This window comes from Enterococcus sp. AZ020, from assembly GCF_050499205.1.
In the GTDB taxonomy this organism is placed as follows: Bacteria; Bacillota; Bacilli; order Lactobacillales; family Enterococcaceae; genus Enterococcus_L; species Enterococcus_L dunnyi.
In genome coordinates this window covers 102,711-116,416 of record NZ_JBIPAT010000001.1, presented here as the reverse complement: position 1 = coordinate 116,416, position 13,706 = coordinate 102,711, and the positions used below count along the sequence as shown (strand labels likewise).

14 protein-coding genes and 1 other annotated feature are annotated in these 13,706 nt (G+C 37.9%); of the genes, 12 read left to right on the top strand and 2 right to left on the bottom strand.

The window, feature by feature from the left end:
* Positions 1-127 precede the first annotated feature (127 nt).
* The gene (locus IGI58_RS00540) at positions 128-445 is read right to left on the bottom strand and encodes a hypothetical protein (RefSeq protein WP_429955092.1); all 318 of its coding nucleotides are present in this window, start codon (positions 443-445) and stop codon (positions 128-130) included.
* Between the two features lie 429 nt (positions 446-874).
* Between IGI58_RS00540 and IGI58_RS00535 the strand changes: the two genes are divergently transcribed.
* The 10 genes from IGI58_RS00535 to IGI58_RS00490 all read left to right on the top strand — a co-directional run bounded on the left by IGI58_RS00535 (position 875) and on the right by IGI58_RS00490 (position 10,262).
* Positions 875-1,192 carry a hypothetical protein gene (locus IGI58_RS00535; RefSeq protein ID WP_429955094.1) on the top strand — a complete coding sequence of 106 codons (318 nt, stop codon included), beginning with the start codon at positions 875-877 and terminating at the stop codon, positions 1,190-1,192.
* Between the two features lie 214 nt (positions 1,193-1,406).
* Positions 1,407-1,454, top strand: a sequence feature (sodium ion sensor (DUF1646 type); this cis-regulatory element may regulate processes involved in with the transportation of sodium ions).
* Positions 1,455-1,609: 155 nt separating this feature from the next.
* A complete protein-coding gene (locus IGI58_RS00530) occupies positions 1,610-1,936 on the top strand; it encodes a hypothetical protein (protein ID WP_429955096.1) in 327 nt (108 codons plus the stop codon).
* Positions 1,923-3,917 carry a V-type ATP synthase subunit I gene (locus tag IGI58_RS00525; RefSeq protein ID WP_429955098.1) on the top strand — a complete coding sequence of 665 codons (1,995 nt, stop codon included), beginning with the start codon at positions 1,923-1,925 and terminating at the stop codon, positions 3,915-3,917. The genes IGI58_RS00530 and IGI58_RS00525 overlap by 14 nt, the downstream gene beginning before the upstream one ends.
* Before the next feature lie 23 nt (positions 3,918-3,940).
* A complete protein-coding gene (locus IGI58_RS00520) occupies positions 3,941-4,414 on the top strand; it encodes a V-type ATP synthase subunit K (RefSeq protein WP_087640351.1) in 474 nt (157 codons plus the stop codon).
* 13 nt (positions 4,415-4,427) lie between these two features.
* On the top strand, positions 4,428-5,009 hold the full coding sequence (locus IGI58_RS00515; protein ID WP_429955100.1) for a hypothetical protein: 582 nt from the start codon (positions 4,428-4,430) through the stop codon (positions 5,007-5,009).
* Between the two features lie 41 nt (positions 5,010-5,050).
* The gene (locus tag IGI58_RS00510; protein WP_429955102.1) at positions 5,051-6,052 is read left to right on the top strand and encodes a V-type ATPase subunit; all 1,002 of its coding nucleotides are present in this window, start codon (positions 5,051-5,053) and stop codon (positions 6,050-6,052) included.
* A complete protein-coding gene (locus IGI58_RS00505; RefSeq protein WP_429955104.1) occupies positions 6,042-6,353 on the top strand; it encodes a V-type ATP synthase subunit F in 312 nt (103 codons plus the stop codon). Before IGI58_RS00510 ends, IGI58_RS00505 begins: the two co-directional genes overlap by 11 nt.
* Positions 6,354-6,472: 119 nt before the next feature.
* Positions 6,473-8,254 (top strand): V-type ATP synthase subunit A, encoded by a 1,782-nt coding sequence (locus IGI58_RS00500; protein WP_429955106.1) that lies wholly within the window; start codon positions 6,473-6,475, stop codon positions 8,252-8,254.
* Entirely contained in the window at positions 8,247-9,623 is a 1,377-nt protein-coding gene (locus tag IGI58_RS00495) for a V-type ATP synthase subunit B (protein WP_225533744.1), read from the top strand. Before IGI58_RS00500 ends, IGI58_RS00495 begins: the two co-directional genes overlap by 8 nt.
* 6 nt (positions 9,624-9,629) lie before the next feature.
* Complete coding sequence (locus tag IGI58_RS00490) at positions 9,630-10,262, top strand: V-type ATP synthase subunit D (protein WP_225533745.1); 633 nt, start codon at positions 9,630-9,632, stop codon at positions 10,260-10,262.
* Between the two features lie 47 nt (positions 10,263-10,309).
* Here IGI58_RS00490 and IGI58_RS00485 read toward each other — a convergent pair whose 3' ends face one another.
* Positions 10,310-11,251, bottom strand: a complete 942-nt coding sequence (locus tag IGI58_RS00485) for a serine hydrolase (RefSeq protein ID WP_225533746.1) — start codon at positions 11,249-11,251, stop codon at positions 10,310-10,312.
* 214 nt (positions 11,252-11,465) lie between these two features.
* On the opposite strand from IGI58_RS00485, the gene IGI58_RS00480 reads away from it, so the two are divergent.
* Entirely contained in the window at positions 11,466-13,007 is a 1,542-nt protein-coding gene (locus IGI58_RS00480) for an ABC transporter permease (protein ID WP_429955109.1), read from the top strand.
* Between the two features lie 15 nt (positions 13,008-13,022).
* Positions 13,023-13,682 carry an ABC transporter ATP-binding protein gene (locus tag IGI58_RS00475; protein WP_225533748.1) on the top strand — a complete coding sequence of 220 codons (660 nt, stop codon included), beginning with the start codon at positions 13,023-13,025 and terminating at the stop codon, positions 13,680-13,682.
* Positions 13,683-13,706 lie beyond the last annotated feature (24 nt).

The window sequence follows — 13,706 nt, the reverse complement described above, 5'->3', positions numbered from 1 at the left end:
GCAAACAAAAAATTAACCAAAAAAAAATAAAAACGTGTATAAATGAAAAGTGCAGAATAATAGCTTCCGATTTACTTTTGTTGAATGAGGTAAATCAGAGGCTATTATTTTTTGTATCTATCATGTGTTAAGCAGAAGCAGGCTGGATATATTGTTGTATTCCATACTTAGCTGCTAATGAGTTTGAGAATATTTTCTCTTTGTTCTTTCGCATATATTCAAAGAAATGGAGCTCATCCTTTGTCGGAGTTTCTTTAGAAATAATTTCTTTCTCGTAAGTCAATGCAATATTTTCGGCAAAATAATAAGAATCACCTTTGGCAATAGAGAGCCGAAGTGTGTCACCAAACAGAATCCTATTCTCTTTTGCAAAAGAATCTTTTTTTACATCGATCAGCCAAATATTGTGAAACTTAGTGGAGACTTTTATTATATTTTCCATCATTTAATTACTCCTATTCATCTTTTTATCCTCGTTATTTTTATTATACCTAAAAGAAGTTAAAAATAAACAAAAGTATTGAAAAAATGTAGGGTATGTCAATAATAAATGGATCATAAAACAAGAAGTGTTCGAATATGATTGTTTACGTAATTATTTTTTGTTATGATGTTTGGGGTGCAAGGTTAAATAGGAAGATAAGAAATAGAAATTGGTAATCATCGAGTTTTAGACACTTTAGTAAAGTAGTTCGCTGATTATTGGATATTTGAAACAATGAATGAATAGTTTCCTTAAATTATCCTAGTTGAAGTAAGGAAGCAAGAAAGATCACTTTTGACATAAAATTGACCTCTGCTTTTTCTTAAGTATAAAGAAAAAAGGACATAAAAACATAGCCAAAGAATAATTTATTGAAAGGATTGTGAAGAGATGCAGCAGATCACGTCAGAACAGTTTATAGATTTCCTTGAGAAAAAAGATCAGCGTTTTGCAGTAGTTATCCAGTATGGGTTCTATTATGTAGAGCAAGGACGGATTTATCGTTTTGAGTCTAATCACAATGATAAGGCACTTCAAGCATTGCAAGCATTTTATGGCGGAGAGACGGATAGCTCATCTTTAGAAGAAGAAATTAAAAAAATCATTATTAAGCAAATGCAATATGATTGGTTTACTGATGTTTGGAAGGAAGCCATTATTGAAAAAGTGATGCGCTCAGGCAACAATTTAGAGGCTTTTTTCTTTTAGAAGAATAGAGTGCATATTATTTGAAATAATCTGTCTACGGCAGTAAGATGAATACATCCTAACAACAAACTTTTTTTCATTTACTCTCATGAGTAAAACTCCTTTCTCATCTTCTAATTGAAGGTGAGATTTTTTTAATTTTTATGACTTCCTTTACAAAAATTATTGTAATTTCAAAGTGTTTTTGCTAAGATACATTCATGTGAATAAAAATGGTTGGGCGCAAGCTTCAAGGATCAGGTTCTTCAAGGGGTGAGAAGAACGATGTTTGAATTTGTGCCCTTTTTTTATTATAAAAAAGGGATAGATCATGTCGTTTGATGAAGGCATGGTGTATTCCTTTTTGATTGTAATAAAAAGTGTTTCGCTTCATAATAATAACTAAACTGATCGAAATCATAGAATAGGGGTGAAAATATGGTATTAGAAGCATTAGAGCACATTCAAGATGCAGAAAAAAAAGTTGAAGAAATGCGCCAAAATGCTCAAAAAGAAATCCTGACATATGAGCAGAAAAAAGCGCGGCAATTTAAGCAATTGCAAGATGAAAGTCAAGAAAAAGTCAGCAAGATGCTTCAAGATCGAGAGATGCAGTTCGCAGAGCAGCTTGAGCAAGAAAGAGTACTATTACTAAGAGAAGCAAAAGAGCAAGATCAAGAGTTTAGGAATAAATATGAACAAAAGAAAAATGCTATCGTCGATCACATAATAGAGAGGGTGAAAAAAGTCTATGGCAGTCAATAAAATGGAAAAAATGACGATCATTGCTGCCTCTGAGCATGAAGAAGCAATTCTTCAAACGATTCAGGGATTGCAAATGACAGAGATCAAAGATTTTTTTCATTCTAATGTAGATAGCAATTATCTTAAAGATCATTTCTCAGAAACGATGCTGGAAGTTGACGATGTCCAACAGAAAGAGTATCAGAAAATATTGAACGAAATTCAGGAAGCGCTGATTTTTATCGAACGTTTTGCTGAAAAGACAGGTCAAAAGAGTACGTTTAAAAGACAGGTCAAAACCTTAGAATCTTTAGAACAAGCATTTGATCAACCAACGATCATTGGTTATTTACAAGACATTTCTAAATTGAAAAAGCAGCTTGCTTCTATTGAAGTAAGAAGAAAAGAATTGCGTACGAGGGAAAAGTTGCTTGCTCGCTGGCAGTATCTGGATGTCGTACCAAAAAAGAATTCATTAGACACAACAACGATTTTACTTGGTTCCATCAATTCAGCGAACCAACCGGACTTTTTAAATGATTGTTCGAGATATCCCTCGATCTATGTTGAAGAAATTTATCATAGTCAAAATCATGCGTATTATAGTTTGATCTATTTGAACGAAATGAAAGAGATCGTAGCTGAGATCGAAAACAAATACAGCTTCAATGAATTCGTTTATCCATATGAAGAGTTGCCAAAAGAAGCGTATCAACATACAAAAGAAGCCTTAAGCGCTCTTGTTGAAGAGGAGCAACTAGTGAAATCTGAACTAGCAGCATATCGTTCTCATTTAGAAGAGCTGTATTTGGCAGAAGAGATGGTCTTTGCTTATATTCATCGAGAAGAAGCGAAGAAGCATTTGATCAATACGAGTTACTTTTTTATTTTACAAGGCTGGATTCCTGTAACTGAGAAAGATGAACTTACGGCAGCTTTAGATGAAGCTTTACCAAAAAATGAAATTTACATCGTATTTGATCAGCCGACAAAAGGTGAGATACAAGAAGATATTCCAGTGAAATTAAAAAACAATCCGGTTGTCGTACCATTTGAAATGTTGACAGAGATGTATAGTTTACCAAAATATGAGGAAATTGATCCAACGCCTATCATGACCCCTTTTTATATGGTCTTTTTTGGAATGATGGTGGCAGATATCGGTTATGGTCTGTTGATGTTGATAGGAGCTTTTCTTGCACAAAAGTTCGTTGTATTGCCAAGAGGAATGAAACGTTTTGCTAAATTCTTTCTGATTTTGTCGTTTCCAACAATTATTTGGGGGTTCGTCTATGGTTCATTTTTTGGTGCAGGATTGCCGAAAGAGCTTTTTGGAATCACCTTGCCATTTCCGATTTTGTCCACAACTGAAGATGTCAATACGATCTTGATTCTGTCTGTCGTGTTTGGTTTTATTCAATTGATGACAGGATTGATGGTCAATGGCATTGAACTAACGAAGCGTAAACGTTATTTAGAAAGTATTAGTGAGAGCTTTGCTTGGCAGGGGCTGCTTGTCGGTTTATTGATCTCAGTAGTAGGTATGCTGCTGCTTAACAATGATGGATTATTTACAGCTGGTGTCGTAGTGGCAATCATCTCGGCTTTATCGATTATCGCGGTTCCTGTGATTCAATCTAAGTCCAAAGCAAAAGGGTTGGCAAAAGGCTTATACGGACTCTATGGTTTGACGAGTTATATTGGAGATTTGGTCAGCTATACTCGTTTAATGGCCTTAGGGATTTCCGGTGGAAGTATCGCAGCTGCCTTTAATATGCTGGTTGCTTTTATGCCGCCGATCGCTCGCTTTAGTGTAGGGATCATACTGATCGTAGCTCTTCACGCATTAAATTTATTTTTAAGCTTATTAGGTGCGTATGTTCATGGTGCACGATTACAGTATGTAGAGTTTTTTGGGAAATTTTATACAGGTGGGGGACGAGCATTCAAACCACTGAAAACAGAAGAGAAATATGTAAACGTTGAGAAAAAACAAAAATAGATGAAATGTGGAGGAATAAAAATATGATAGATTACTTGATCAATAATAATGGTGGGATTCTTTTTGCAGTACTAGGAATGGCAATGGCGACGATTTTAGCAGGGATTGGTTCGGCAAAAGGTGTTGGGTTTACTGGAGAAGCGGCAGCAGCACTGACGACTGAACAGCCGGAAAAATTTGGACAAGCGTTGATTCTTCAATTATTACCAGGTACTCAAGGGTTGTATGGCTTCGTTATTGCCTTTTTGATTTTCATTAATTTAGATAATAGTATGTCGATGGTTCAAGGAATGGATTATTTTGTTGCGTCATTACCGATCGCATTTGCTGGTCTATTTTCAGGAATTGCTCAAGGGCGTGTTGCAGCTGCCGGGATTCAAATTTTAGCGAAAAAACCTGAGCATGCAACGAAAGGGATCATTTATGCTGCCATGGTTGAAACATATGCTATTCTTGGGTTTGTCATTTCATTCTTACTTGTCTTAAATGTGAAGTAACAGGAGGAAAAATATGGATGCAATCGAAAAGATCGTCGATCAAATTCTAGAAAAAGGAACAGCAGAAGTTACTGATTTAAAGAAAGTAGAATATAAACGAATTGATGAGGCTTATGCAGAACAAGAAGAAGCACTGCTGTTACAGGAACATAAATTGATTGAAAAGAATAGTGATCAAACCAATAAAGCGTTTAAACAAAAGCAAAACCGGCAGCAATTGGAGATCAAACAAGCAACGTTAAATCAAAAACAAGGATATTTAGAGCAGCTTTTTTTAGAAGCGATCAAGCGAATGGATCATTGGAATGAAGATGAATTTCAAGTATTTACAAAGCAAATCCTTGATCAATTGACACTGACTGGACAAGCACAACTACAGTTAGGTGAGTACTCTAAAGGAAAGTTGTCAGAGCAATGGTTGGAAAATCATAAACCAAACGAATTGGAGTTAGCTTTACTTCCAGAGTTCATACCAGGCGTTGGCGGTTTCCTCGTTGCTCAAAATGGGATCGAGTATAATTTCTTATTTCCAAGTTTAGTTCAGGAAATCAAGAGAGCGGAAAGTTTTTCCATTGCAGAAATGCTTTTTAAATAGAGAGTTTATTAGCATCAAGTTTTTATGATAGGAGGGGCAAGATGAAAGAGACCGCGTATAATCAGATCAATCCGCTGATTCGTCTAAAAGAGACTGAACTGTTGAATAGTGCACAGTATGAACAATTATTGAATGCTAAAACGATCGAAGAACTTCAAGATATTCTAAAAAGTACAATTTATAGTACCTACATGACGGAAGGATTTGTTGATGATTTTGAATATATTTATTCAAAAGAAAAAGGACGTTTATTTGAATGGCTATATGAGCTGGCTCCTGAACCGGAAGTCATCGATATTTATACGTCTCGTATAACATTCCATAATCTGAAAGTATTGACAAAAGCTGAGTTGACTGGAGAGAATCTGGATCACTTATTTATTGCTGATGGACGTTATTCGATTGAAACGATCAAAAGTGCGATACGTACATGTGTGTCGACAGAAATAGCTGACGAACTGATGCAGGCGATTTTAGAAGTGCTGGACTATTTTCAAGAATCCTCCATATTTCAGGCGATCGATATTATTTATGATCGGAGCTTTCTGACGTATCAAAAACGGTTGGCTGAAAAGCTGGGATATAAGGATATTATTGATGAAGTTACGGCTTTTATCGATTTAACGAATATATCCACGATGGCACGAGGAATCATCCAAGGTCAGCATGAAAACTTTCTATTGACTGTTTTATCAAGTTCTGGTAGTATTCCAAAATCTGATTTTTTAGCTTATAGTGAGCAATCTCTAGCGGCTTTTACAGAGTTTGTACTTCATACATCTCTTGGCGGAATTCTTGCACCGATTGTTTCATCAGAAACAAAAGAGCTTGATTTGATTGCTTTTGAAAAGGTGAAAGATGATTATTTGACAGGTTTATATGATAAATCAAAAATCATGGCTTTTGGCCCGCTGCCGTTGTTAGCTTTTTTAAATGCAAAAGAGGTTGAATGGAAAAATTTACGACTGATTTTAGTCAGTAAGCGTAGTAATTTTTCTGCGGATGTGGTGAGAGAAAGGATGCGTGCAGTAGATGGCTTATAAAATCGGAGTGATCGGCGATAGAGATTCTGTAATGCCGTTTAAGCTTTTTGGATTTGATGTTGTGTACGCGCAATCAGCTAAGCAAATAAGGGCAACGATCGAGTCGATGGCTAAAAAAAGTTATGGTGTCATTTTTATTACAGAAGACGCCTCTGAACGAGCAATAGAAACGATTGAGCGTTATAAAAGTGAAGTAATTCCGGCGATTATTTTGATTCCAAGTCATAACGGAACCAAGGGGATCGGATTAAAGGAGATTCAAAATAATGTAGAGCGTGCAGTAGGACAGAATATTTTATAGATGAATCGTTTAACAAATAGACAACCATCTTAAATGCCAAAAAGCGTCATTGAAGTCGTTTGCTAATTTGTTCAAGAGCTAAACGGATTGCTACGCTTTTTAGAATAGGAGGAATGATTTTGCAAACTGGTACGATTATTAAAGTTTCTGGTCCTTTGGTCATGGCAGAGAATATGTCTGATGCAAGTATTCAGGATATTTGTCAGGTCGGAGAATTAGGTGTTATTGGAGAAATTATTGAGATGCGCGGTGATGTAGCATCGATTCAAGTATATGAAGAAACGACTGGGATCGGGCCAGGAGAGCCCGTAGTAACAACTGGAGAAGCGTTATCTGTTGAATTAGCACCTGGGCTGATCTCTGAAATGTTTGATGGGATCCAGCGCCCATTAGACACTTTTGCTGAGGTGACGAAGAGTAATTTTTTAAGTAGAGGAGTTCAAATCCCAGCGCTGGACCGAACAAAGAAATGGACGTTTGAGCCAAGTATGTCTGTTGGCGAAGAAGTTTCAGCGGGTGATGTGATCGGTTCAGTTCAAGAAACAAAAGTCATCGCACATAAAATCATGGTTCCAGTTGGGATCAAGGGGACCGTAAAAGAAGTCAAGCAGGGCGAATTTACAATCGAAGAAACAATTTATATTATTGAAACAGCGACAGGTGAAAAAGAATTTACGATGATGCAAAAATGGCCTGTTCGCCGAAGCCGTCCGATTTCAGAAAAGTTGAATCCTAATGTTCCCTTGCTGACTGGTCAGCGAGTGATCGATACCTTTTTCCCAGTGACAAAAGGTGGGGCAGCAGCAGTTCCTGGTCCTTTTGGAGCAGGAAAAACAGTGGTTCAGCATCAAATCGCCAAATGGGCTGATGTTGATTTAGTTGTTTATGTTGGTTGCGGTGAACGCGGAAATGAAATGACAGATGTTTTAAATGAATTTCCTGAATTGATCGATCCAAATACAGGTGAATCAGTGATGGAGCGAACAGTTTTGATCGCAAATACGTCTAATATGCCTGTAGCTGCGCGTGAAGCATCGATCTATACAGGAATCACTATCGCAGAGTATTTCCGTGATATGGGCTATTCTGTGGCGATCATGGCAGATTCAACTTCTCGTTGGGCAGAGGCACTACGTGAAATGAGCGGACGTTTAGAAGAAATGCCGGGAGATGAAGGCTATCCAGCATATCTTGGAAGTCGTTTAGCAGAATATTATGAGCGAGCTGGACAAGTAGTGACTTTAGGCAAAGAACACCGAGAGGGCAGTATTACGGCAATCAGTGCAGTATCACCTTCTGGGGGAGACATTTCTGAGCCAGTAACACAAAACACCTTACGTGTGGTAAAAGTTTTCTGGGGGCTAGATGCTACTTTAGCGCAAAAGCGTCATTTTCCTTCGATAAACTGGCTTCAAAGCTACTCTTTGTATGCGTCAGAAGTCGGAAAAGAGCTGGATCAGCAGTTGCAGGTCAATTGGTCTGATATGGTAACAGAAGGAATGCGCATCTTACAAGAAGAGTCACAGCTTGAGGAGATCGTTCGTCTGGTCGGGATCGATTCTTTATCAGATAAAGACCGTTTGACTTTAGAGGTGGCAAAGTCACTTCGGGAGGATTATTTGCAGCAAAATGCCTTTGACGATGTCGATACATTCACGTCACGAGAAAAACAATTTAAAATGCTTCAGTTGATTTTGACGTTTTATAAAGAAGGTCAAACAGCTCTAGAATTAGGAGCCTACTTGAGTGAAATCATGTCTGGGACTGTTGACTTAAGAGATCAGATTGCTAGAAGTAAATACGTACCAGAAGCACAAATTGAACGTTTAGATACACTGGTCGATGAGATCAAACAGACAATAAAGCAAATCATCGCAGATGGAGGGATGACAAATGATTAAGGAATATCGAACGATCAATGAAGTTGTCGGTCCCTTGATGATCGTTGAAAAAGTCGAAGGAGTCAAATATGAAGAATTGATCGAAGTTCGGATGCAAAATGGTGAAATTCGACGTGGACAGGTTTTAGAAATCAACGGTGATAAAGCGATGGTTCAAATCTTCGAAGGAACAAGCGGCATCAATCTACGTGATTCTAAGGTTCGTTTTTTAGGTCATCCGCTAGAACTTGGCGTTTCAGAAGATATGGTCGGAAGGATTTTTGACGGTCTAGGTCGTCCCAAAGATAATGGACCGGAAATTCTACCAGAGAAAATGGTGGATATCAATGGAGAGGTAATCAATCCGGTTGCCAGAGATTATCCAGATGAATTTATCCAGACAGGGATTTCTGCAATCGATCATTTGAATACATTAGTTCGTGGACAAAAGTTACCAGTCTTTTCAGCGTCTGGGTTGCCGCATAAGGAGCTAGCTGCTCAAATCGCCCGTCAAGCAAATGTGCTGAATAGTGAAGAAGAATTTGCGGTCGTTTTTGCGGCAATCGGAATCACATTTGAAGAAGCAGAATTTTTCATGGAAGATTTTAGACAAACAGGAGCGATCGACCGTTCAGTGATGTTTATGAATCTGGCAAATGATCCTGCGATCGAGCGAATCGCAACCCCACGAATGGCTCTGACCGCGGCTGAGTATCTAGCTTATGAAAAAGGCATGCATGTTTTAGTGATCATGACAGATATGACCAATTACTGTGAAGCGTTGCGTGAAATCTCAGCTGCTCGTCGTGAAGTACCAGGACGCCGAGGCTATCCAGGCTATTTGTATACCAATTTGGCGACTCTTTATGAGCGGGCAGGAAGAATCAGCGGATTAAAGGGTTCAGTAACGCAGATTCCGATTTTGACCATGCCGGAAGAAGATAAAACACATCCTATTCCCGATTTGACTGGTTATATCACTGAAGGGCAAATCATCTTGTCCAGAGATCTATATAAAAGCGGGATTCAGCCGCCGATCGATGTATTGCCATCATTATCACGTTTGAAAGACAAAGGAACTGGTGAAGGTAAGACAAGGGCAGATCATGCGGCGACAATGAATCAGCTATTTGCTGCTTATGCGCAAGGAAAACAAGCCAAAGAGTTAGCGGTCGTTTTAGGTGAGTCAGCACTATCAGATGTTGATAAAATTTATGCAAAATTTGCTGATCGCTTTGAAGCAGAATATGTCAATCAAGGGTTTTATACAAACCGTTCTATTTCAGAAACATTAGATCTAGGCTGGGAGTTGTTGTCTATGCTGCCTAGAACAGAATTGAAGCGGATCAAAGATGACATGCTGGATGAATATCTAACTGAAGGAGAGTGATCGATTGTGGCTCGATTGAATGTGAATCCAACGCGAATGGAACTCTCTCGTTTAAAAAAACAATTAGGTACAGCTAGCCGCGGACATAAATTATTGAAAGATAAACAAGATGAATTGATGCGCCGTTTTATTTTGTTGATCAAGAAAAATAATACCTTGAGGCTGGACGTTGAAAAGGAACTAGCAACAGCTTTGTCTAATTTTGTCTTAGCTAATGCAACATTGAATGAAGCTTTTATTGAGGAATTAGTTGCTATACCTGCAAATGAAGTAACTCTGGATGTGATCGAAAAAAACATCATGAGTGTTACTGTACCAACGATGAATTTTCATTACGATGAAGCGGTGGTCGAAGCCCCGTTGAACTATGGGTACTTAAATTCAAATGCAGAACTAGATAGTGTATTTGCTAAGCTTTCCTCGATTCTGCCAAAGCTTTTAGAATTAGCAGAGGTCGAAAAAACCTGTCAATTGATGTCAGAAGAAATCGAAAAAACCAGAAGACGAGTAAATGCACTGGAATATATGACGATTCCGCAATTAGAAGAAACGATTTACTATATACAGATGAAACTCGAAGAAAATGAAAGAAGTGAAATCACCCGATTGATAAAAATCAAAAATATGGGTGGAAATTAAAAAAATGAAGAGCCGAACAAAACGGATTTTTAGTTTTGTTCTGCTCTTTATTTTTTGGGATAGTCATTACTTTGGATCGTCCACAATTGATCAGTAACACTTGCAATAAAAGAAATACCCTCATTTGTTTGTCCATTAGTAAAAACGGTTAAAATAAAAGGATGTTCTGTTTCTAAAATACCAATATCATGTAAAAATCCTGCATAAGAACCGATCTTATGAGCAACCTTTCCAGAGGTTGTTGGTGTATCCATTCGTTCATGGAAGACTGTATTTTTCATATAATCATAAATCGTTTGGTATTCAGAATTTGTTGCTTTTTCATCATATAATATTTTCAGGATCTTTGCTGCGTCTTCGGAAGTGAATTTCGCATCATCCCATTGGGTTTCTTTTTGCAGAAAATGAGCATAGAGCGCTTTTTTAGCTTTTACATCATCGCCAAAAGTACCATAAAGCATATTTTTAGCAATATTATCAGAATAGATAATATTGTATTCCTGTAATGTTCTAACGGAATAAGTGGGCTGGATATTATTGATGATAATCCCTGTTCCATCCTCATAATCTTCTTTTTCATTATAAACCAATTGATCGTCCCATTTTAATTCTCCAGCCTGGACTTTGTCTGCGATCATCATTGCCAAAGGAACCTTGATGGTGCTGGCACTGTAAAATTCTTGTGTGCCATTTACAGAGATCTGCTTTCCAGTAGTCAGATCGACATAGGTCATTCCAACATCCCCATTGAAAGAATCACGGGCATTCTTCATTGACTGCTCGATTTTTTCATAAAAGGTAATGAGTGAAGGATCTGTTTTTTCTTCAGGAAGATCTGGTTTTGAAGCGGCTGCTGAAATAGTTTTTAATGGCATATCACTTTTTTCATTTGCCTCAGCTTCTTTTGCGTAATCTATTGTATGGGGAGAAAAAAAGAAGGATACGATCAAGAAGAAGCAAATTGAAAAAATCATCCCATATAGAGTCATTTTCTTTTTTTCCAAATACCTTTCGTTCCCTTCTAGTACATTCATTTATTATGGATCAAAAAATACGACACAACCATTTAATCATTTTTCCTCTTGTTTTGCAAGGCTCCGCAGACAAAGATTAAAATCAAAAGAAAATAGCTTTCTTTAAGTTCTGTTTAAGGTAACAAGATTAAAGTAATCTTTGTTCACAAGGAAACTTAGGAGGAATCATATGAATTTTATCAAACGAGCATTATTAAGTATGAGAGCAAAGAAGGGGCGGACATTTCTATTATGTGCTGTATTTTCAGCAATATTGATTTTTGTCTTAGCCGGTTTAACGATTCAAAGTGCTGCGTTGACAGCAACAGAAAATGCAAAGAAAAGTGTTGGAGCAACAGTGACACTTTCAGCAAACCGTGAAGCAGCAATGAAAAAAAATCAAGATAGCGCGTCCGGTGAAAGACCCGATCCTGGAAGCTTCAGTTTGACACCCGTTTCTTTAGAGGATGCGCAAAAAATTGCAGAATTGGCAAATGTCAAAACATATTCATTTCTATCATCATCTTCTGCCGGAGCAGGAGAAGGGATCACACCGATTTCCAGTGAAGATAGCGACACAGCCACATCTGAATCTAGCGATAGTGAACAAGCTGGTGGAGAAAATCCTGACGGTCAGATGCAGGCAGGAGGACAAATGGGCGGCGGTCCAATGGCTAATATGAAGCAAAGTGATTTTCAAGTCAGCGGTGTGATGGATTTGACGATGGCTAGTGATTTTTCTAGTGGTACAGCGGAAATAACCAGTGGTGAAGCGATCAGTGAATCAGATAAGGATACAAATAATGTAGTGATCGAAGAAACATTGGCGCAGGCAAATGATTTAGCTGTCGGTGACACATTCAAAATAACTGATCCAGAAGATGATGAAAAAACATATGAATTGACGATAAAAGGGATTTATAAAACATCTGAGAATGGTGATAGTATGGGCATGATGTTCAATTTCTTAAATCCTGCAAATACCTTATACACTTCTTATACATTAGCAAACACGTTAAAAGGAGAAGATTCAGCAGGTACGATCGATTCTGCTTCGTATACATTGGAAGATCCGAAAGAAATGGATAGTTTTGTAGCTGCAGCTGAGAAATTGATCGATACTGAAAGTTTCAGTTTGCAAACAAATGACCAAGCGTATCAACAAATGCTTCAACCATTGAACAATGTTGCTAGTTTTGCCAAAAATATCGTGATCTTGGTCGCTGTTGCAGGCGTAATTATTTTAACGTTGATCGTGATGATGACAATTAGGGAAAGACGATATGAGATTGGCGTATTGCTATCTTTAGGCGAATCTCGCTTTAAAGTAGTACTGCAATTTTTCAGTGAGATCATTGTTTGTATGATCGTTGCGTTGATTATTGCTACTTTTAGTGGGAATATCGTAGGAAATGTCGTTGGTGAGCAGTTGATCGAGCAACAAACGCAGTCAGCGCAACAATCGACAACTGATCAAGCCGGACCGAATGGGATGCCAGGCGGCGATCAGCAAGGCGGCAGACCTAACGGTGGAGGTATGGGTAGAGGGATGAGCGGCATTGGTGCAAGTTCAGCAGAAGCTGCTCAAGCAATTGAAAACCTGAATATTTCGGTTCAGCCAAAAGAAATCGCGATTTTAGCGGGTCTGGGTGTACTGATCAGTTTCTTTTCAATTGTATTATCATCGATCGGGATTTTAAGGTTACAACCTAAAAAAATCTTAACAACATAGAAAAGAGGAATTGCGATGTTACAGACACAAGAGGTAGGTTACTGGTATAAAAACGAAGAAGAATACCTATATAAACATGTAAACTTAGAATTTCAACGAGGAAAAATGTACGCTATTTTAGGAGCAAGCGGTTCAGGAAAAACAACCTTTCTTTCATTGATTGCTGGATTAGATCAGCCTAAAACAGGAACGGTTCTCTATAACGGAGAATCGCTGGCAAAGATCGGTCTGAGGAATTATCGTAAAAATGATGTGTCGATTATTTTCCAAGCGTATAATCTGCTCCCTTATATGTCAGCGTTGGATAATGTGTTGACCGCAATGTCGATCTCAAGTTCAAAGCAGGAAGATAAAAAAGCTTATGCGCTAGAAAATCTAGCAAGTGTAGGTATCGACGAAGGATTAGCTAAAAAAAATGTCGCCCAATTATCAGGTGGTCAACAACAAAGAGTAGCGATCGTCAGAGCGTTGTGTTGTGATCATGAATTGATCGTGGCAGATGAACCCACAGGAAATTTGGATGAAAAAACGTCTAAAGACATTGTTCAGCTTTTTCAAAAAGTAGCTCATGATCAACAAAAATGCATCATCATTGTGACACACGAGCAAGAGGTAGCTAAAGCTTGTGATGAAGTATATGAATTAAAAAATCAAGAGTTTATGATGGTGGAATAAATACAAAGATGAGTGCGAGGCAAA

Excerpts from the sequence above, each read along its gene's own strand:
- IGI58_RS00510 (WP_429955102.1), top strand. The coding sequence starts at position 5,051 with ATGAAAGAGACCGCGTATAATCAGATCAATCCGCTGATTCGTCTAAAA.
- IGI58_RS00515 (WP_429955100.1), top strand. The coding sequence starts at position 4,428 with ATGGATGCAATCGAAAAGATCGTCGATCAAATTCTAGAAAAAGGAACA.
- IGI58_RS00520 (WP_087640351.1), top strand. The coding sequence starts at position 3,941 with ATGATAGATTACTTGATCAATAATAATGGTGGGATTCTTTTTGCAGTA.
- IGI58_RS00480 (WP_429955109.1), top strand. The coding sequence starts at position 11,466 with ATGAATTTTATCAAACGAGCATTATTAAGTATGAGAGCAAAGAAGGGG.
- IGI58_RS00495 (WP_225533744.1), top strand. The coding sequence starts at position 8,247 with ATGATTAAGGAATATCGAACGATCAATGAAGTTGTCGGTCCCTTGATG.
- IGI58_RS00505 (WP_429955104.1), top strand. The coding sequence starts at position 6,042 with ATGGCTTATAAAATCGGAGTGATCGGCGATAGAGATTCTGTAATGCCG.
- IGI58_RS00525 (WP_429955098.1), top strand. The coding sequence starts at position 1,923 with ATGGCAGTCAATAAAATGGAAAAAATGACGATCATTGCTGCCTCTGAG.
- IGI58_RS00475 (WP_225533748.1), top strand. The coding sequence starts at position 13,023 with ATGTTACAGACACAAGAGGTAGGTTACTGGTATAAAAACGAAGAAGAA.
- IGI58_RS00535 (WP_429955094.1), top strand. The coding sequence starts at position 875 with ATGCAGCAGATCACGTCAGAACAGTTTATAGATTTCCTTGAGAAAAAA.
- IGI58_RS00530 (WP_429955096.1), top strand. The coding sequence starts at position 1,610 with ATGGTATTAGAAGCATTAGAGCACATTCAAGATGCAGAAAAAAAAGTT.
- IGI58_RS00485 (WP_225533746.1), bottom strand. The coding sequence starts at position 11,251 with ATGACTCTATATGGGATGATTTTTTCAATTTGCTTCTTCTTGATCGTA.
- IGI58_RS00540 (WP_429955092.1), bottom strand. The coding sequence starts at position 445 with ATGATGGAAAATATAATAAAAGTCTCCACTAAGTTTCACAATATTTGG.